Source organism: Xenorhabdus sp. KJ12.1 (assembly GCF_963876495.1).
Taxonomy (GTDB): Bacteria; Pseudomonadota; Gammaproteobacteria; order Enterobacterales; family Enterobacteriaceae; genus Xenorhabdus; species Xenorhabdus stockiae.
In genome coordinates this window covers 114,764-130,739 of sequence record NZ_CAWNQH010000013.1, presented here as the reverse complement: position 1 = coordinate 130,739, position 15,976 = coordinate 114,764, and the positions used below count along the sequence as shown (strand labels likewise).

The window sequence follows — 15,976 nt, the reverse complement described above, 5'->3', positions numbered from 1 at the left end:
AAATCCGCCCGATGTGATGAAAAAGCACTTAGCGTGCGCGAGTGCGGTCAAAATCCTGAAAGACAAACGTGTATTGCTTCGATTTCAATCGCCCGGCACTGGCAGCAGAGTTACCCCGACTGCCGTTGGTGATCTTGCCATTACGGGCGGTGGTGGTCGAACCATCACCATAGGAGGCAACCAACGTGATAATGTCACCGGCATGGCGGCGACCTTTCTTGGCAGTATTGGCTTCTAACAAGATGGCAAGGTTTTCATCTTCCTCACTGCCTGCCAGTACGTTGATGGTCACCGTTTGTGGCGTCGGCGTTGACCAGTAAGTCAAATTACCGTTGATATCCATCCCGGTCTGGGCAATATCGACAGCGGGTAAGTCCAGTGGGTCGGCATCATCCGCAAACTGGGTAATTTGAATGCCTGCCGGGAATGTGGTGCTGGCCTGTATCACCAGACTTAAGCCGGTAGCGGAAATATCGTACATTTTTCTTACTCCTTAAAACCAACCTTAAACTAGATTGTGGGAACCTTCGACTTTACGTACCCAGTCGCCCTTACCGTAAATCAGCACGTATTTCATGACATATTCAGGCTGGCCGGAAGCCCCGGTTTGCTCCACGACCTGCGTGTTATACCAGTAGCCTTTATCCTGTACGTCATGCCAGGCCAAATCATCCCCGGAGGCATCACTCACCGCGAGTTTCTGCACGTCGGTTAAGGTCTTTCCCGGTAAGATAGTGCCATTATTGAGCGCCTTGGTGACGGCACCTGCAATGATGGTCATAGCACGGGCTTCGCCGTCTTTGTTCGCCGGAATACCGCGTGTGGCCATCAGCAGACTGAACCATTGCTGGGTAATATGGGCTTTCAGCCACTGTTCGTTAGCATGAACGCTCATATCCAGCGGATTGGAGGACGAACCACACAAGAAGCCGCGTTGGTAGAATCGAATTTGTGACCCCGCCACAGCCGTTTCGCCGTAGTAGTTAACACGCAGCTTATCGAACCGGTCAGCATCCAGATCGGCGCTGATTTGAGAGGGGAAAGTCACCCCAAACTGGCGGTACATATAGTTGGTGGTCGCGTTATTTCGGTCATAATCAGTGGCGGCCATGATCGCCATCGGTAATGCCTGTACAAAAACATGCTCATCCGTTTTCAGGTTCAATCCGGTCGATGCCGTACCGACCAGTGCGGCACTCCAGTCTTCCGCTTTTTCCGCCGTGACCGACACATGCAACTGGTATTTGACATTTTCCCCGGCCACATACTCTGCCAGTTCAACCGCTTGCGGCAGAGCCATATCCGTTAAAAAGGTCGCGCTACCGAACGAATCAGAAATTTTCTCGGCGGCAATGAAAGCCTCCAGTGGCGATTGTGCAGCATTGCCTGCCGAACGGTTGCCGGATGAAAGCCCCATCGCATCCGCCAGTACCGAATAGGTCACGTTGATCTCGGCTTTCTCCTGCACCCCGCCATTTAAGACAAAAGCACTGTCCATTGCGTTAAAGGTCAGGTAAGCATTGGCAAATTGCGGGGCTTTCTCCGCGTTCAGTTTGGCTTGTACCGCAGAAGCAATATCGGCATAGGAAGTCGCCTTCGATAAGTCAATATCAGTGAAGGTTTTCATGACACTGCCAATCGTCACAGTAAAAGTGCCATCAACCAGTGCTTTCAGTTCATCAAGGACAGCGGCTTTGCTACCATAAATCGCCGGTGTCCGGCCTATCGGCTCATAAGCGGCAATCTGTAACTCTTTCGGCTTACTGACAGGCGCAGGGCTCACGTAACTAAAATACTGTCGGGCAAACCTGGCCTCTGGCGAGTCGCTCCCTAGCAGGGCGTCGATTTGACCGGAAGCAAACTCTAATACTTTGCCTGCCGGAATTTTCGGGTTGGTTGAAAACAAGCGTCCCGTCAGTTTGCGCATGGGTACGCTGGATGCACCGATCACCGCACTGGCGATATCGACGTATCGGGTTTGTTTTATCGGCATAAAGTCACCTTAGATTCGATAAAGATCAGGAAACAGCACATTGACCGTAGCTGTGTTGGGTTTGATGTAGCGTGAATGGGTGATAGTGATATCAAACGAGGGTGACAACTCGTAGTTGCCCTGATCGTTAATCAGAAATGGCATCCGTAAATTGCCTGCGCGTTGGATGCCAATCCCTTGCTTGCGCAGTGTCTCCACAAAGGGTAGCGAGTTCATGATCATGCGCACGGTGGCAGTCATATCACCCGCAGTGTACTGTTCAAAACGCCCTACGCCCTGCACCTGTAGCGTTTTCTCCACAATCTGGATTTCACGATGGTTGGCGTTGCGATCGGTGCAATGATAATTTCTCCCTTGCCAGCCGTGAGCGCTCTCACTGATAGGAAAAAACATCACAAAGCGGTTCTCTCGTCCTTGTTTGGTCGATTGAAAACCTGCGACGACAGGCACAGCAATCCCCGCCTCATTTAACTGCTTCAACAGCTGTGCGCGCAGGGCAATATAAACGTCATTATCCGTCATACTCACCGGCCTCAATGCAGACAATCGACAGCCAGCCGTCCTGTGTATACCAGTCGGCATCACCCATCACATCGTAGCGACGCCCGGCAAAAACCATAAAATCCGGCGACTGCTCCCGCTGGATATGGCGGATATCGTGCGTGGTGTAGAATTTACGGTAGACTTTCGCTGTATCCAGCCCCATGTCCTGCCCATCCTGCGTATCGATGGCCTGCCAGCTTCCGCGAATGGCTATCGGATCATGATAGGTGTTTTGCCACTGACCTAATTCATCCAGCTCACGCGATCGGAAGCGATACCACTGTACGGTTTGTTGCGGGATATAGCGCGAGGCAATGCGCTGTAAATTGCCGAACATGATTATTTGTCCTCCACACTGAACGTGACGGATTGCAGCATCAGGCCGCTGTCCACCAATGGCTTATGGGTTGCTTTGCCTTTGCTGTGACGGCTTGCCCGTGCTTTCACGGTGCTGTCTTTCAGTGGCGGCGTAGTCACAGCTTGGATAGCAAGCTGAATATCACCGACGGCAACACCACCCATCTGGCTCAGACCATCGGAGACTGAGAGAGTGTCGCCAATAGCGGCTTTAGCAGCACGAAGCATCAAATCAGCATATCTGTCCTGATTATCCTGCATCGCCGGGCGCATAAAGGGACGAGGCGGAATATTGCCAGCAGGACTGCCCAGTTCCTGAATCGCGGCCACATACGCAATCGGCGTGCCATCGGGGTATTTGCTGTGTTCAAAGAAGCCGACTTTAAGCTGCTTCTTGCCCAGCTCGTCATACACCTGCTTGAGCCGGGTCAGTTTCGGGCTCATCGCCATACTCGCCCCCGATTTGGGAAACGCCCACCCACACCGCGAAAGGCCGATCGTTCGCCCCGACCACCCACATACATCGGAGCACGCCCACAACGATTGAGTAACGCCAGATATTGCTGACCAAAAGGCGTTAAGTTAAACCAGTGCGAGGTATTCGAACCCACAGGTGGGGCAGTAAAGCTGACATTGACACTACCCATGGTCGCGGCAGTGACAACGCCCGTTGGCGATTCACCCTGTGCCATTAACTGGCGCAGTTGCAGCATATGCGCCACCACCAGAATCCACAGTTCGTCAGTACAAACACCCCGGCACGGTGAAAAGTAATGCCGGGCGGATTGGGCGATGATTTCGATATCCTCATCGGGTTGAGCATCAAACTGCGGATACAACACCCGAAACGCTTTCAGGGGGAATGTATCCGTGTTCATTATTTGCCCTTACCTTTATTAATCTTCGGGGTATCTTTGCCCTCAGCCTCCAATGATTCCGGCGTATTGGGGGCCGACTGATCGCTGGCCTCCATATTAGTGGCCACTTTTTCGGGATCGGCCTCGCGGCTTTCGACAGTGATAAAACCATTTTCCTTATGCAGCCTGAAAACAGGGTTGTCTTTAAGCTGGGCATACTGTTCGGCACTGACTTCGGTCACACGCCCGCGTGGGGTATGCATCGCCCGGGTCATGATATTGGCCTGCCCGTGAATAAACACCGCACCGTCACGCACGGTATAGTTCTGGTCGTTGGACAGGGTGCAATAGATATAGAGAGATTGAGACATGAAGAAACTCCTGCCTTGAAGAATAAACAAAGTGCCCTCAGCAGAGGGCTGAGATTAAATGCCGGTTAAGCGGGTGATCGCCCACGGACGGGTAACAAAAATACCGGCGGTGGCGTTGGTTGCATCTTCCAGATAGCCCTTGATGCCATTTTCAGAACCCAACAATTGGTATTTCACGGGCACAACTTGCAGCAGGGTGGCATTAGTGGCGGTAGAACCATCATCCACACTGTCAGCGAACAGATAAGTGATATCTCCCCCGCCGTTAGCTCCGACAAATTCTGGCGAAAAGATAAAACGCAGGTTTGGGTAGTTTTCCTTCGCCCATTGTCTGACCGTTTCCCCTTGCGCCACCGGATTCGCTTTACTCAGCACTGAACGGAAGCCCAGAGGTAAAACCACTGTCATCGAATCGCTGTCTTTAATGCGGCCTCCGGACGATTTTTCGAGCCGGTCGAACAGGGTGTTCATATCCCCGGTCACTTCGGCAAACGTAGCCTGCAACCACGGTTGCTTCGCCGTCTCATACGCGGGCAGGTTAGGATCATTCAGCAAACCAAAAACGCGGGTCTGCGGACTGTTAAAGCCGTAGTAGCCCACGCGTTCACGGGATTGCTCCAGTGATGCAGTAGCAGCATGACGTTTTTCTGCTGCCGTTTCAAAACCGGCGGCTGACTGGCGAGCCTCTTCCAGCTTACCGACCTGAAAACCCTGTTCAAAACGGACAATGCCACGGTGTTCCAAATCCTGTACATAGGAGGCCAGCGGGATATTAGTATGATCACCATACAGCTCGGCCTTACCCGTCGGCGTGGCAACATTCAGAATAATTTCTTCATCGTGCCACTCACCGGCGGTCATGACCCCTGTGATCTCATCCAGAATACGGATACGGGTGGCAGTACGGATCAATCCCGGCAACACATGCTGTAACATATGACGCTGAATAAAACCGCCGCTCATCGCCGGACCGGTTAGCGCTGAGTCCATCGCCGATAGCCCGCCAAAACCGATTTGTGCCAGTTCGCTATAGGTCCACTTCTGGTCTGCTGTGATATGTAACGGTCCTCGCTGACTGATTTCTCGCCCGGACAAATGAAACTTTTCTTTACTGACAGCCATTAGTGACCTCCCTGCGCTGCAACGGGATAAGGAATTTCAGTCAGGCGAACCACACACAGATCGGGTGTTTCTGCTGACTCCACATGACGGGAGATAAAGCCAATCACCCGGTCATTGGCGGTTATCGGCTCTTTGGCAGACAGTTTGCCGTCAATGTCAAACACCACTGGCGCATTGATACGCGCAACACCCGTTTCAAGCTGAGTGTACACTTCGCCCATCGTCAGGAATTCGCCGGTGGTGCCGTTTAGAGCATACTCCGCCCCGATACGATAGGCTTTTGGGTTGATCATAATCCCGGCAAAAGCGCCATCACCCCCCACACGCACCGTTTCGGCATGGTTATCTTTATAGGTATAGGCCAGCCCGAACCCATTCTTGGTTTCATCCGCCGAGGACAGAACAGCCGCCGTCACTCGCACTGGGCCTTCGTGTGAAATTTCACCAACAACACCCGATATCAGGCCGTTGGCAACACTTTTTGGTATGGCCATTATGCTGTGCTCCATTTGTCTTTGATGGATTGCTGGCTGATTGCCGCATCCATTGTTGAGGTGTTTTTTTGCGAGTCAGGCACACGCCCGTGCATCCACGCATCCAGTGCGATCACTTCCTGCCCTTTCTGACAGGGAATACCGAGATGTTTGATACCGTATTCCGCTACGCCCTGCTTGGTCATGCTGCTGTGGTCAAATACGCCGACAAACGGTGTGAGTTTGTGCACCAACGTGTCACGGCCTGCCAGTTGTTTAATCAGATCGCCCGTGTCATAGGTGGGTTTCGCTTTCTCCAGCTTATTAACCTTGCGTTTCAGGCGAGAAATATCATCCATTGCCTGTATGCCCCGACGAACTCGTTTGAGGCGGCGATTCAAACTATCGGTCGTGGCCTGATCCAGATGTTCTTTGGCTTCTTCAATCGCCTGCTCTGCCGCTTCAATAGCAACTTCGGCATTTTCCACCGCTTCAGGATCGCCGGATTCGGCAGTTTCAGCAGCAGCTTCGGCTTCTTCTACCGCATCTTCGACTTTCTCTTCCACATCATCCTGGGCTTTCTGTTCTGGGTCGGGGTCAGCGTCTGTGTTGTCCTTTTGCTCTTTATCATCATCCTTTGCCGGTGCCTGACCAGAACCCGTTATTGCAGCCGCAATCATCGCCTGCAATGCCTCGGTCTGTTCTGGCGTAAAACCGCTATTATCGGTGGTCGGCTGATCTTTTTTGTCTTTGTCTTCTTCGGTAGCCATGCTGACTAACTCCTTAGTATCGATGGTAATAATGCGTTGATCCTGCACAGCGACATCCGGGCCGGTTCGCCCCTCTTCTACCAGTGCAAGATGATTGGCGCGAATATCGCGCTGAATGGCATCATAGTGCTCGCCGTCAAACGTGCCCGGCGTGAAGTCGTAACGGCAACGATAACCCGGTGAGAGTTCAATCTTGCCGCTGTTGATTTGATTTAAGGCAGAGCTGGATAATATCTTGATATTGCCTTTGAGGTAGGGATAGTCGAAATAGACGCTTTCACCAATCACACCCTCAATGCCTTTTCTCTCGGCAGGGGTGGCCTCTTTGCCTAACATCTCGTGCTCATCCACAAACGGCATCAGTTTGAATGAGTTGATCGTGGCGATATTTTCCAATTCTTCCTGTGGGCGCAGTACCTTGTAAATCTGATCGGCAACGGGAGCGCCAATTTCCGACCCCAGATAATCAAAAACCCCCACTTTAGAGATGGGGTTATCTTTAACTTCCAGCCAGCCGTTCAGGTCGTAAGTGCGTTTACTCATGTCATGGGTTCTCTCCAAAATCGACAACGGGTGTCCAGAAGCATTTACAGTTTGGCAATTCACCCGGCAATCCGCGCTGACCTGTCCGGTCATCGATAATCGGCGGGTTTTTCAGCTCGAACACCTGACCATCTAACTTTTGATGCAGTTTGCGTGGTTCAGCACTGCCACCGGAGTGATGCCAGACCGCTTTGCGAATGCCTGCCGACTTCATCCGCTCATAATTAGCCGCCGTGGTAATTTTTCGCGTCTGGTCAACGGCGATAAACTGCGCCCGTTTTTCGGTCACGCTGCCAATCGCTCTGATTTCCCCCAGTAAGGTCTTTGCACCCTCACCCGCTTGGCTGATAGAACGTAATGCCGCACTTTCAATGCGAAAGTGAAACTGTTGCGGTATGGATTTAATCAGGGCGACATTTTCAGCGGTGGCAGCGGTCAGACGATCTTGCATCTCTGCCGGGCGTTCAGGGGTTTTAATGGTCAGGCCACCAGAAAGTTGTTTGAGTGAATCATCCAGATTACGCTTGGCGTTGAGATCGGTCTGACTGACAAACTGATCTGCCAGCTCTGCGGCTTTGCGGTTAAAGATACTGTCCCAGCGGCGTTTTAATTTGTTGAGCCAAATACGCGTCTGGCTGGCAATGCTGGCATCCATCGCTACCGATTCAGCATCATCCTGTAATTGGGTTAATACCTGTTCGTAATCTTTGAGCATCCGTTTGATTAGTCGTGACAGGTCACGCTGATAGCGGTCAGTTGCTGCCGCCGAATAATGCAGGGGCTTGCCCTTCATGACTGCTTGTCGCGCCGTTGCCCACTGTTCCCGGCTCTTCTTCAGGCGGAGTTTCTTCGCCATACGCATCCTCGTTAATCTCTAAGCCGAAGTAACTGGATTCTTTATCCGCTGCCAGTTTCTGGCGGATATCATGACCATCTACCGCTCCCACGTTGGCGTAGTTAACCGCTGTCTGGGAGTTTTTCAGCTCGATATCGGCATATTCAGCCGCTGTCGGGCTGTCCAGTGGTCGCCATGAGATACTGATGTCCACAATTGGCAACCCTTCACTGCGTAACAGGATTTCATAATGACGCTGGAGTAAATCTTCCAAATCGTTGGCCTGAATACTCTCCAGCTCTTCGCGGTAGGCGGCTTCTTCATACTCGCCACTGGAATTAAAGCCTTTGGGCGTGGTACCCAATAATTTAGTGGCAGGGACATTGGCAGCCGCGGCGACAAGCTGATATTGCGTCATAATGGTGGCATCTAAGTCAGCCAATGACGTATCAAACTGCTGAACGGTGTCTGAATTGCTGGTGATCTGCACACCGTAGTTATCCCGCATCAGCGCGAAATATTCGATATTCTCCGCAATCACGCCCTTATCCGCATTTTCTGCATCTGCCATACCGAGTGTTAATAATCGCTTAGTCATGGCTAGCTGCGGCGCTTCATTGGCGGTACGCTCAGAGGCGTACACCCGCTCGTAGACGCGCTCTGGTACAGAGACACCAAAATAGTTGTACATTGGCTTGAGCACGTTCGGTACGGGGAACGGCACAAACTTCACCAGATGGGATTTATGATAACGCCGTCCGCCAATGCGGTAATAAGTCGGCTCGTAGAAATGCAGTGAGGCCGGATCTTGCACGTTATCGACGATCAGTTCCGGTGTTACCCACTGTGGATCAATCTGCTTAATCCCCTTATACGAACCCGGCGCAATACCATCGGGATTAAAGGGATTTTCATAGAACTCTTTCGGATTGGGTGTTTCCACCACAAACAGGGCAATGCGTCCCCCGTATACGCGCCCGAAATGCACCAGCTCTTTCATCGCCTGATGAATACGATATTTTTTGTCCAGTTTCTTGAGCCGGTCGATAACTTCACTGTTTTCACAGTCAATTTCATACCCTTGCCGGATAGCATCACGAGCGGGCATATTGCAGGCCTTATCCACCAGCCAATGCTTGGCAATCACCGCACACAGGTTATTGCCGATAAACAACTGGTTGGCATACCACGCGGCTTGGGCTTCCGGTACACCATACAAACTGCCTGCTTTAAATGAGGGGATCGAGCCATCCACCGAATCCATCGCCACGCCGGTCATTGTAGGCTGTGGCAATTCCAGTCCTTTAAAGTTGTTATCTTTAGCAAGCGATGGGTATAAATCGGTGGAAAATGCTGAACGTTGAACAGGCGGTGCTGTAGGCTTTCGTTTTGAAAACGGCCACATAAACATTACCTCTTGGTTGTAAAGAAACTACCTTTTTTCTGGTACAAATCGCGTAGAGCCTGCGTCATACAGTCCACCACATCATCATGCGCCCCGACTGGGAAAGTGGTAATTTCGTTAACAGCATCGACCACCCACGGTGCAATATCTTTATGCGGCAGAAAAATATTACCGGCTTCCCATTCCGCCGTTACTGCATGAGCACGAGCAACTTTACTGCCATCCGGTTCAATCGGTATCAATCCTGAAACAATACTTCGAAGTGAATCCATGACAGCTGGGCCATTGGCTTTATCTTCCACCAGCTTACGGCGGCCTTGTGGGAATTTCTCCGCCAGTTTTTGTACGGCTTTCAGGGTTTCGGTAAAGGTCATTCGGGCGCGGATTTGATACAACAGATAGGCATTTGCGCCCTTTTTTCCCCAGACCTGCCCAACCACATAGTCCGTCCCCTCACCATCTTTGAAAGTCATATCCCAGCTGTGGATCACCTTGTCGAATTTCTCCGGCAAGTCTTTCGGCAGGTAGTAATTCACCCAGTCTTCTTTAAAGATTGTGCCGCCAGACGGCTTCGGCGACTGCTGATACATAGCTGACCAGAAGTAATCCCCCAGAATGGCTTTGGTATCGAGCAGTTTTTCAATAGGATGCAACTCAGGCACTAAGGCTTCACCCTGTTCATTAATAGCCGGGAACGCCAACACTTTGGCTTTCTGGCTGATTTCAATCACCTTACCGGACAAATCATCGGTCGCCCAGCGCGTGGCCATAATGATCTCACCGCTGTTTTTTGACAGGCGGGTTTTAAAGGTAGAAACGTACCAGTTCCAGATGGCATTCTTGGTGGTTGCGCTCAGGGCCTCTTTCGAGTTCTTAATCGGGTCGTCGATAATACCCAAATCCACTTTCTTCCCCGTGAGTGGTCCACCGACCCCGGCAGCAATGTAAGAACCTTTGTTACCCATGATTTCGAAGGTGTCGCTGTTTCGCTTCGCCATCGTTTCAATCGTCACTACCCGTTTGGGGTTCAGTGAAGACGCTGGGAATAAGTGCTGGTATTCCTCACTCATCATGATGCGCTGTACATCACGGTTCATGTCCGAGGCTAAATCTTTGCCGTAGGACAATCCGGCAACCCGTTTATCCGGGTACTTACCAAAGAAGTAAGCCGGGAGGTAGCGTGAAACAATATCTGATTTGCCATGCTGTGGTGGCGCACCCAGAATCAGTATCGGGCGTTTGCCATCCATCATATCCAGCAGGAATTCATCTAAGGCCGCACAGACCTGACGTGAAAAATCACTGGTGATATATTCAGGGTTTATATACTGAATGAACTCATGCAGACTGCGCCGGGCAATCTCTCTTTCGATAGCCTCATCCAGCATTGCATTATCGATATCCATGTCAGTGCCCAAAGTGAGAAAAATACGCGGTTCACGCCAAAATCACGGTGAAATGATTTTCACGTTTTTGATAACAAATCAGTAACAAATAAAAGCCCGAAAATCAGGCAGAAGAGTGAGACTTTTACCCGTTTAAGGTGACATTTTGATTGAGTTGGAAAGTGGCGATTCCGATAAGATCCATTATGTTAAATAGGGCTATTTTTCCCGATTTTTTCTCAGTTTCAGCAACTGCTCAAAAGTCAGGTGACTGAGGTCGATTGAATTCGGTGTCATCGAGCCATCGCTAGAACTTAAATCGACTTTCTTCGCTGATTCCCAGCCGAGCAGTTCCGCCAGTTGCTTGATGGCAGATTTCGGGTCATGGAGTTTTAACTTGATACCATCTTTGCCCGTGGTCAGTTCAGAAACGGCGCTGAGTGCAGCCGGATTTTGCAGAGCAGAATCTTTGAATTGCCATGTTGCCTGAAAGACAGGCTTGCCCTTGTCGTCTTCGCCTATCTGACTGTTACGGAAATCGGCGATATCATGAATAGAGACACGCCCCATTGCAGATAACCGCTCTAACGCTTCCTGACGGCTCATAACAGCATCAGAAACGGCTTCTTGGTTCATGGCGTCGAGAAAGGTTTTAACGTTATCAAATGTTATCATTCGGCTAGCCTGAGTTCGGGCAGATTCACCTTTCGCCTTCCCTCCTGCCTTACGATAAGCATCGACCTGATTTAATCCTTTCAGGATACCCAGTGCGAATTTTTGCTGTAATGGAGTTAAGGCATCAAAAAGAACTTTTTGCTCATCAGTGAGTTGGATTTTCTTTTGTGCCATTTTGCTTACCTATAAAGTCAGATAGCTATTGCCTACATTTAAAATTGCATTAGAATCTGTCAATTTATGTAAACATTAAAGGTCTATTCATATGGATAAATGGGTTTGTACTAAGTGTGGCGAAAAGGAAATACCTCAAGACACAGAATATTGTGAAGGATGTGAAGAGAAATCCTTTAAAAAAATTGGAGGATGGCTTTATCTTCCTGCTATCGGTTTAATAGTCATGATACTTTCAAGTATAACTGGAATTGTTACAACTATTAATGAAATATTTCCATTTTATAGCCAACTTACTGACCGTTGGAAATGTTTCATAACATTTGCATTTATCTTGGATTTATTAATATTTTTACTCATTATTGTCACTACTATTTTCTTTTTTAGGAAATCCAAGAAAACACCTTATCTATTTATATCACTGCTCATATTAAACATCACTGTCCAAGGTATTATGATATTTTTAACGATAAATGTGATGTCTGCCCCCGTAGAGCCAAACTACACACTCAATCTTATACGCAGTATTCTTCACGCTGCTGTATGGATACCTTATTTCATTGTATCAGTTAGAGTTAAAAAAACTTTTGTGAACTAACTGTTCCCGCCTCTTTTTTTATGGCTACCTGCAACCACCTGAGATGTGGTGGTTACACTCTGAGGTTTACTGACACTGTGTTTTGATATACTCCTGCAATCCTAGAATCATTTGTTCGGAGGTTGCAATACGTTCTCTGAGTAACCAATAATTTCGGATAGCGGTGTCAGTTGGTCGGGCGGTGGTTGCAGTAGCCATACTGGAGGTGGTAGGGGTTTTAGACATAGAACACTCTGCTTTGATGTACACCCGCTCAGAATGAATAAGAGAAGCAGCGTACAACCTATCAATTTCAACTTTGGCATTAGCGAGTTCCTGAGTATGTTTAGTATCTAACTCATGCAGCATGTTAATGTGCGTGTTTTGATAGTTGAGGGTGTCGGTCAGTTGCTGAATTTCAGCTATCTGGTCGCTATTGATATCGAGCTGTTTCTTGTATCCAGAGCGGTATAAGAAAGCTGCAGATGAAGCAATAATCAACGCGATAACAGTGCCGCTGGTGAAATTGAGTTTCATGATACAAACATCTGACGTTCAGATGCTCTGCGACTATCTAACCCTCGCATGACCTTACCTGCCGCTTTATTCCATCGAGGGAATTCTGCCGCAGCACCAATGTAATCGCCTTGGTTAAGTTTCCGCAATAAAGTGGACCCTGAAAAATTACCGTTACCACAGTTGAAGATAAACGAGCACAGTGCATCAAACTGACCTTGATTCAACGGCACTCTAACCAATTGCCTTAATGTGACATATATAGGTTGGAGATCATCATGCAGAAATACTTCAGCCTGCTGTTCTGTGATCACATCGCCCTTTTTAACCCCTTTTGTATGACCATAGCCAATGGTCCACGGGATACCACCCGTTGCGGGGTCGGGATAGGCTTTCAGTTTCAGACCTTCAAACTGCTTGATGCACTCCAGACCTTTAGTGCTGATTTCCATCAGAGGATGCTCCCGTTCTCTTCTCTGCCGCTTTACGCAATAATTGACCAATAAAGTCCGTACCCAAGTAGCCAATCACCACACTGCCGATGTAGGCCAAGTCAGGATTCAGACCAAATAGATTTAATACGTCACGAATAAACCAGGCAAACATGGCACACATAAAGGCATCGATTGACACCTTTAACCAGCCGCCACCGTGATAGCGACCGCGAAGAAATGCCATCGTTCCAGCGAGGGTTGCTCCGATGCCTTGCTCTCTTATCGATATGAGCCAGTCTCCGAGGTGTACCCAGATATCAGGATTTTCTTTCATCTTCATATTCCACCCCATTAGAACAATGGGCGTCCATGGGGGTGAAATAGGTTCGCCCCTGAGAGTTGTAGTGAATAATTGCAGTGGCAGATTGGGTTAATAAACTGATAGCCACTTCTTGTTTTCGTCCCTCAAATAAGGGAGAAAAAACGGAAATAGGTGATAAAAAAGGCTACACCGAAGCGCAGCCTAACAATCAGAATGTAGTTTTAATTAGATTATTTCCATATGAAACAATAAGGCAGTGAATCGCCATCATTTTGTTGTTGCAACAGGCTACCTAATTTTTTGGCATCGTCATTACCGTACTCACCGATAAATTCGTATTCGTGCTTACCATATAAGTGGCTGTCGGTACTGCTACCCAATTGATAAGGTGTACCATCCACTGTTATCGTGAGGTTTTGCTTAAATAAATCCACCAACTTCTGATAACCGGTTTGATTGTTATCGGAAGAGACCCGAATAAAGATTTTCTGGTGTAACCCATCCCAGACGAGAAAAGCAAATGTTGTGATAGCGGTTTTATTCTGAAGGCCACTCAGCGTACCAAATGGGCCAAGATGTTCACCGGCAGGTTCAAACTCTGCATCAGCAAGATATCCCCACATCTGATCTTGGTTAGAAAAAGATCCCGTACCGACGACAAGATTAAAGCTCAGCATACAATCTGTCGGTTGTGGTTTTGAGCTGGATTTCATCAGATGCCAGTCACACGCCATCAGATCATCAGGTGTCGGCTGCCACGGGAACCACTCGCCGTGTTTATTGCTCTTTTCGATATAAACAGGCTCATGAGATGTCAGGCGCATGTGTTCACCCGGTGCATCCCAATCACTGCGGTGTAATTTATTCCCCAAATACACTTGAATCATCGCCCATGGACAAGAGCCAACAGGCGCAGTGACTGTATCAATCTTATATTGTGCGGGAATAATTTTGCATTGCTTTTCAGCGTTCAGATTTTCTGGCTTATTAACTTTAGACATAAACACCTCACTTAATTGTTAATTAATAAAGGTAATTTCATCCCGTGCCAAATAGACAGCTAATACTACTTAGGGCAGATTTTTATCTCAATTGAATACCCTGTAACAGAACCAATACACACTAAAATGCGGCTACCTGTTACAAAACTTGTCTATTTATCGAGTACATCATTCAGTGAGTTGTAAACTCATAATTTACTACTGGTAGAACATAACTCGCTGATCTCTTGTTCTGTCTGCTTAAACCGTTCTTCTTCAAGCTCAACGCCCAAAACCCGACGATTGAGTTTCAACGCTGCTTTCAATGTCGCACCGGAACCCATAAAGAAATCGGCCACCAGATCCCCTTCCCGGCTGCTGGACTGGATAATATGTGCCATCAGGTCAGCGGGTTTTTCGCAGGGATGTTTGCCCGGATAATATTGGACGGGCGCAAATTGCCAGACATCGGTATAAGGCACGGCGGCGGTGACGGTGAACGAACGGCGCATTAAACCGTATTCCTGACGCAGCTCTTCATATTGTCGCGATAACGTCAGGTGAGATCCCACTAGTTCATCATAGGGCTTGTTCAATTCGCCACACTGGTGCTTTTCGTTAGCGATACGATCAAATAACACCTGCAGTTTTTGATAATCGACTTCATTGGGTAACTGCCATTGGCTATCGCTGAACCAGTGACTGGCCATCTGCTTTCCAGTGGCCTTGTGAATGTCTTTTGCCGTGATACCTAACGTTTTCCGGGCATCACGAAAATAATCGATGAGTGGTTTAAATACCGACTGTTTCAGTTCGCGGCATTGCTTGAAATAGCCATCGCCTTTGGGATGATAAGGCCCTTGATAATGCTCGGCAAAAATGATGCGTTCTGTAGCCGGGAAATACATTCTCAGGCTTTCTTTGTTCTGCCTGCGCCATGGGCCAGAAGGCTTCGCCCAAATGATATGGTTCAACACGTTAAATCGTTCACGTACCAGCAGCTCGGTATCAGAGGCCAGACGCGAACCACAGAACATATACAGGCTACCGTTGGGTTTCAGTACCCGCCAGAATTCAGCCAGCAGTTCATCCAGCCACGCAAGGTAAGCCGTCGCATCGGCCCACTGATTATCCCAGCTACAATCTTTTACGCGAAAGTACGGCGGGTCAGTGGCGATCAGGTCTATGCAGTTATCCGGCAGGGTTTTGATAAATTTCAGAGAGTCGTCGTTAATTAATGTGATACCACTTAAATTCACAATATATTCCATCTATCGACGCTGACTGGCTCTCTGGAAAGCCACGGCATAAAAGGCAGGTACAATGCTACCCACCTTTCCTTCACCGCGTAAAACATTGCCCCATCAAGGGCAACGCCTGAAAAACGTATCATCGTTCCGGCTTTCCATTAATCCAGCCAGACGAAATTGCGTTAATAATAATTGGCAACGGGGTTCAGTGAGTCCCGTTAATTTGTAAACATCCGAAACATTTACCCAACTATCATGGGGAAGGGTTTCTAATACACAGGCGGCTGTTGTTGTCATATCTTCATGTTTTAGCATGATAATGTTAACCTTTTGGTCAGTTAGTCGGCGTGAACACACATGTAACTCTGACCAAGCACAACAGCAAGCCTTATGT

Annotated in this window: 21 protein-coding genes; 1 reads left to right on the top strand and 20 read right to left on the bottom strand. The window is 48.8% G+C overall.

What is annotated here, in order from left to right:
* Positions 1-28: 28 nt before the first annotated feature.
* The 14 genes from AACS92_RS02755 to AACS92_RS02690 all read right to left on the bottom strand — a co-directional run bounded on the left by AACS92_RS02755 (position 29) and on the right by AACS92_RS02690 (position 11,503).
* A complete protein-coding gene (locus tag AACS92_RS02755; RefSeq protein WP_099109835.1) occupies positions 29-481 on the bottom strand; it encodes a phage tail fiber protein in 453 nt (150 codons plus the stop codon).
* A gap of 24 nt (positions 482-505) precedes the next feature.
* A complete protein-coding gene (locus tag AACS92_RS02750; protein ID WP_099109834.1) occupies positions 506-1,993 on the bottom strand; it encodes a DUF3383 domain-containing protein in 1,488 nt (495 codons plus the stop codon).
* Between the two features lie 9 nt (positions 1,994-2,002).
* Positions 2,003-2,515, bottom strand: coding sequence for a phage gateway protein (locus AACS92_RS02745; protein ID WP_099109833.1), 513 nt, complete (start codon positions 2,513-2,515; stop codon positions 2,003-2,005).
* Positions 2,505-2,873 carry a phage collar protein gene (locus tag AACS92_RS02740; RefSeq protein ID WP_099109832.1) on the bottom strand — a complete coding sequence of 123 codons (369 nt, stop codon included), beginning with the start codon at positions 2,871-2,873 and terminating at the stop codon, positions 2,505-2,507. Before AACS92_RS02740 ends, AACS92_RS02745 begins: the two co-directional genes overlap by 11 nt.
* 2 nt (positions 2,874-2,875) lie before the next feature.
* Positions 2,876-3,337 carry a hypothetical protein gene (locus AACS92_RS02735; protein WP_099109889.1) on the bottom strand — a complete coding sequence of 154 codons (462 nt, stop codon included), beginning with the start codon at positions 3,335-3,337 and terminating at the stop codon, positions 2,876-2,878.
* Positions 3,334-3,771 carry a DUF4054 domain-containing protein gene (locus AACS92_RS02730; protein ID WP_099109831.1) on the bottom strand — a complete coding sequence of 146 codons (438 nt, stop codon included), beginning with the start codon at positions 3,769-3,771 and terminating at the stop codon, positions 3,334-3,336. The genes AACS92_RS02735 and AACS92_RS02730 overlap by 4 nt, the downstream gene beginning before the upstream one ends.
* On the bottom strand, positions 3,771-4,121 hold the full coding sequence (locus AACS92_RS02725) for a hypothetical protein (protein ID WP_099109830.1): 351 nt from the start codon (positions 4,119-4,121) through the stop codon (positions 3,771-3,773). The genes AACS92_RS02730 and AACS92_RS02725 overlap by 1 nt, the downstream gene beginning before the upstream one ends.
* 54 nt (positions 4,122-4,175) lie before the next feature.
* Positions 4,176-5,243 (bottom strand): major capsid family protein, encoded by a 1,068-nt coding sequence (locus AACS92_RS02720; RefSeq protein ID WP_099109829.1) that lies wholly within the window; start codon positions 5,241-5,243, stop codon positions 4,176-4,178.
* Entirely contained in the window at positions 5,243-5,737 is a 495-nt protein-coding gene (locus AACS92_RS02715) for a structural cement protein Gp24 (RefSeq protein WP_099109828.1), read from the bottom strand. Before AACS92_RS02715 ends, AACS92_RS02720 begins: the two co-directional genes overlap by 1 nt.
* A complete protein-coding gene (locus AACS92_RS02710) occupies positions 5,737-7,029 on the bottom strand; it encodes a DUF2213 domain-containing protein (protein ID WP_099109827.1) in 1,293 nt (430 codons plus the stop codon). Before AACS92_RS02710 ends, AACS92_RS02715 begins: the two co-directional genes overlap by 1 nt.
* A gap of 1 nt (position 7,030) precedes the next feature.
* Positions 7,031-7,744 carry a phage minor head protein gene (locus tag AACS92_RS02705; RefSeq protein WP_099109888.1) on the bottom strand — a complete coding sequence of 238 codons (714 nt, stop codon included), beginning with the start codon at positions 7,742-7,744 and terminating at the stop codon, positions 7,031-7,033.
* 37 nt (positions 7,745-7,781) lie between these two features.
* Positions 7,782-9,269 (bottom strand): phage portal protein, encoded by a 1,488-nt coding sequence (locus AACS92_RS02700; RefSeq protein ID WP_099109826.1) that lies wholly within the window; start codon positions 9,267-9,269, stop codon positions 7,782-7,784.
* 5 nt (positions 9,270-9,274) lie between these two features.
* Entirely contained in the window at positions 9,275-10,675 is a 1,401-nt protein-coding gene (gene terL, locus AACS92_RS02695) for a phage terminase large subunit (protein ID WP_099109825.1), read from the bottom strand.
* 198 nt (positions 10,676-10,873) lie between these two features.
* On the bottom strand, positions 10,874-11,503 hold the full coding sequence (locus AACS92_RS02690) for a terminase small subunit (protein ID WP_099109824.1): 630 nt from the start codon (positions 11,501-11,503) through the stop codon (positions 10,874-10,876).
* Between the two features lie 91 nt (positions 11,504-11,594).
* Here AACS92_RS02690 and AACS92_RS02685 point away from each other — a divergent pair, with 91 nt between their 5' ends.
* Positions 11,595-12,101, top strand: a complete 507-nt coding sequence (locus AACS92_RS02685) for a DUF2569 domain-containing protein (protein ID WP_099109823.1) — start codon at positions 11,595-11,597, stop codon at positions 12,099-12,101.
* 66 nt (positions 12,102-12,167) lie between these two features.
* Here the strand turns inward: AACS92_RS02685 and AACS92_RS02680 are convergent, their stop codons facing one another.
* The 6 genes from AACS92_RS02680 to AACS92_RS02655 all read right to left on the bottom strand — a co-directional run bounded on the left by AACS92_RS02680 (position 12,168) and on the right by AACS92_RS02655 (position 15,897).
* On the bottom strand, positions 12,168-12,617 hold the full coding sequence (locus AACS92_RS02680; RefSeq protein WP_099109822.1) for a lysis protein: 450 nt from the start codon (positions 12,615-12,617) through the stop codon (positions 12,168-12,170).
* A complete protein-coding gene (locus AACS92_RS02675) occupies positions 12,614-13,048 on the bottom strand; it encodes a lysozyme (RefSeq protein ID WP_099109821.1) in 435 nt (144 codons plus the stop codon). The genes AACS92_RS02680 and AACS92_RS02675 overlap by 4 nt, the downstream gene beginning before the upstream one ends.
* Complete coding sequence (locus AACS92_RS02670; RefSeq protein WP_193756922.1) at positions 13,032-13,364, bottom strand: phage holin, lambda family; 333 nt, start codon at positions 13,362-13,364, stop codon at positions 13,032-13,034. The genes AACS92_RS02675 and AACS92_RS02670 overlap by 17 nt, the downstream gene beginning before the upstream one ends.
* 218 nt (positions 13,365-13,582) lie before the next feature.
* Positions 13,583-14,353 (bottom strand): Thoeris anti-defense Tad2 family protein, encoded by a 771-nt coding sequence (locus tag AACS92_RS02665; protein WP_099109819.1) that lies wholly within the window; start codon positions 14,351-14,353, stop codon positions 13,583-13,585.
* Positions 14,354-14,541: 188 nt separating this feature from the next.
* Positions 14,542-15,603 carry a DNA-methyltransferase gene (locus AACS92_RS02660; RefSeq protein ID WP_193756916.1) on the bottom strand — a complete coding sequence of 354 codons (1,062 nt, stop codon included), beginning with the start codon at positions 15,601-15,603 and terminating at the stop codon, positions 14,542-14,544.
* 93 nt (positions 15,604-15,696) lie between these two features.
* The gene (locus AACS92_RS02655; RefSeq protein ID WP_099109817.1) at positions 15,697-15,897 is read right to left on the bottom strand and encodes a hypothetical protein; all 201 of its coding nucleotides are present in this window, start codon (positions 15,895-15,897) and stop codon (positions 15,697-15,699) included.
* Positions 15,898-15,976: the final 79 nt, after the last annotated feature.

Excerpts from the sequence above, each read along its gene's own strand:
- AACS92_RS02655 (WP_099109817.1), bottom strand. The coding sequence starts at position 15,897 with ATGCTAAAACATGAAGATATGACAACAACAGCCGCCTGTGTATTAGAA.
- AACS92_RS02700 (WP_099109826.1), bottom strand. The coding sequence starts at position 9,269 with ATGTGGCCGTTTTCAAAACGAAAGCCTACAGCACCGCCTGTTCAACGT.
- AACS92_RS02685 (WP_099109823.1), top strand. The coding sequence starts at position 11,595 with ATGGATAAATGGGTTTGTACTAAGTGTGGCGAAAAGGAAATACCTCAA.
- AACS92_RS02715 (WP_099109828.1), bottom strand. The coding sequence starts at position 5,737 with ATGGCCATACCAAAAAGTGTTGCCAACGGCCTGATATCGGGTGTTGTT.
- AACS92_RS02705 (WP_099109888.1), bottom strand. The coding sequence starts at position 7,744 with ATGCTCAAAGATTACGAACAGGTATTAACCCAATTACAGGATGATGCT.
- AACS92_RS02660 (WP_193756916.1), bottom strand. The coding sequence starts at position 15,603 with ATGGAATATATTGTGAATTTAAGTGGTATCACATTAATTAACGACGAC.
- AACS92_RS02755 (WP_099109835.1), bottom strand. The coding sequence starts at position 481 with ATGTACGATATTTCCGCTACCGGCTTAAGTCTGGTGATACAGGCCAGC.
- AACS92_RS02670 (WP_193756922.1), bottom strand. The coding sequence starts at position 13,364 with ATGAAAGAAAATCCTGATATCTGGGTACACCTCGGAGACTGGCTCATA.
- AACS92_RS02690 (WP_099109824.1), bottom strand. The coding sequence starts at position 11,503 with ATGGCACAAAAGAAAATCCAACTCACTGATGAGCAAAAAGTTCTTTTT.
- AACS92_RS02735 (WP_099109889.1), bottom strand. The coding sequence starts at position 3,337 with ATGAGCCCGAAACTGACCCGGCTCAAGCAGGTGTATGACGAGCTGGGC.
- AACS92_RS02745 (WP_099109833.1), bottom strand. The coding sequence starts at position 2,515 with ATGACGGATAATGACGTTTATATTGCCCTGCGCGCACAGCTGTTGAAG.
- AACS92_RS02665 (WP_099109819.1), bottom strand. The coding sequence starts at position 14,353 with ATGTCTAAAGTTAATAAGCCAGAAAATCTGAACGCTGAAAAGCAATGC.
- AACS92_RS02750 (WP_099109834.1), bottom strand. The coding sequence starts at position 1,993 with ATGCCGATAAAACAAACCCGATACGTCGATATCGCCAGTGCGGTGATC.
- AACS92_RS02675 (WP_099109821.1), bottom strand. The coding sequence starts at position 13,048 with ATGGAAATCAGCACTAAAGGTCTGGAGTGCATCAAGCAGTTTGAAGGT.
- terL (WP_099109825.1), bottom strand. The coding sequence starts at position 10,675 with ATGGATATCGATAATGCAATGCTGGATGAGGCTATCGAAAGAGAGATT.
- AACS92_RS02710 (WP_099109827.1), bottom strand. The coding sequence starts at position 7,029 with ATGAGTAAACGCACTTACGACCTGAACGGCTGGCTGGAAGTTAAAGAT.
- AACS92_RS02720 (WP_099109829.1), bottom strand. The coding sequence starts at position 5,243 with ATGGCTGTCAGTAAAGAAAAGTTTCATTTGTCCGGGCGAGAAATCAGT.
- AACS92_RS02730 (WP_099109831.1), bottom strand. The coding sequence starts at position 3,771 with ATGAACACGGATACATTCCCCCTGAAAGCGTTTCGGGTGTTGTATCCG.
- AACS92_RS02680 (WP_099109822.1), bottom strand. The coding sequence starts at position 12,617 with ATGAAACTCAATTTCACCAGCGGCACTGTTATCGCGTTGATTATTGCT.
- AACS92_RS02740 (WP_099109832.1), bottom strand. The coding sequence starts at position 2,873 with ATGTTCGGCAATTTACAGCGCATTGCCTCGCGCTATATCCCGCAACAA.
- AACS92_RS02725 (WP_099109830.1), bottom strand. The coding sequence starts at position 4,121 with ATGTCTCAATCTCTCTATATCTATTGCACCCTGTCCAACGACCAGAAC.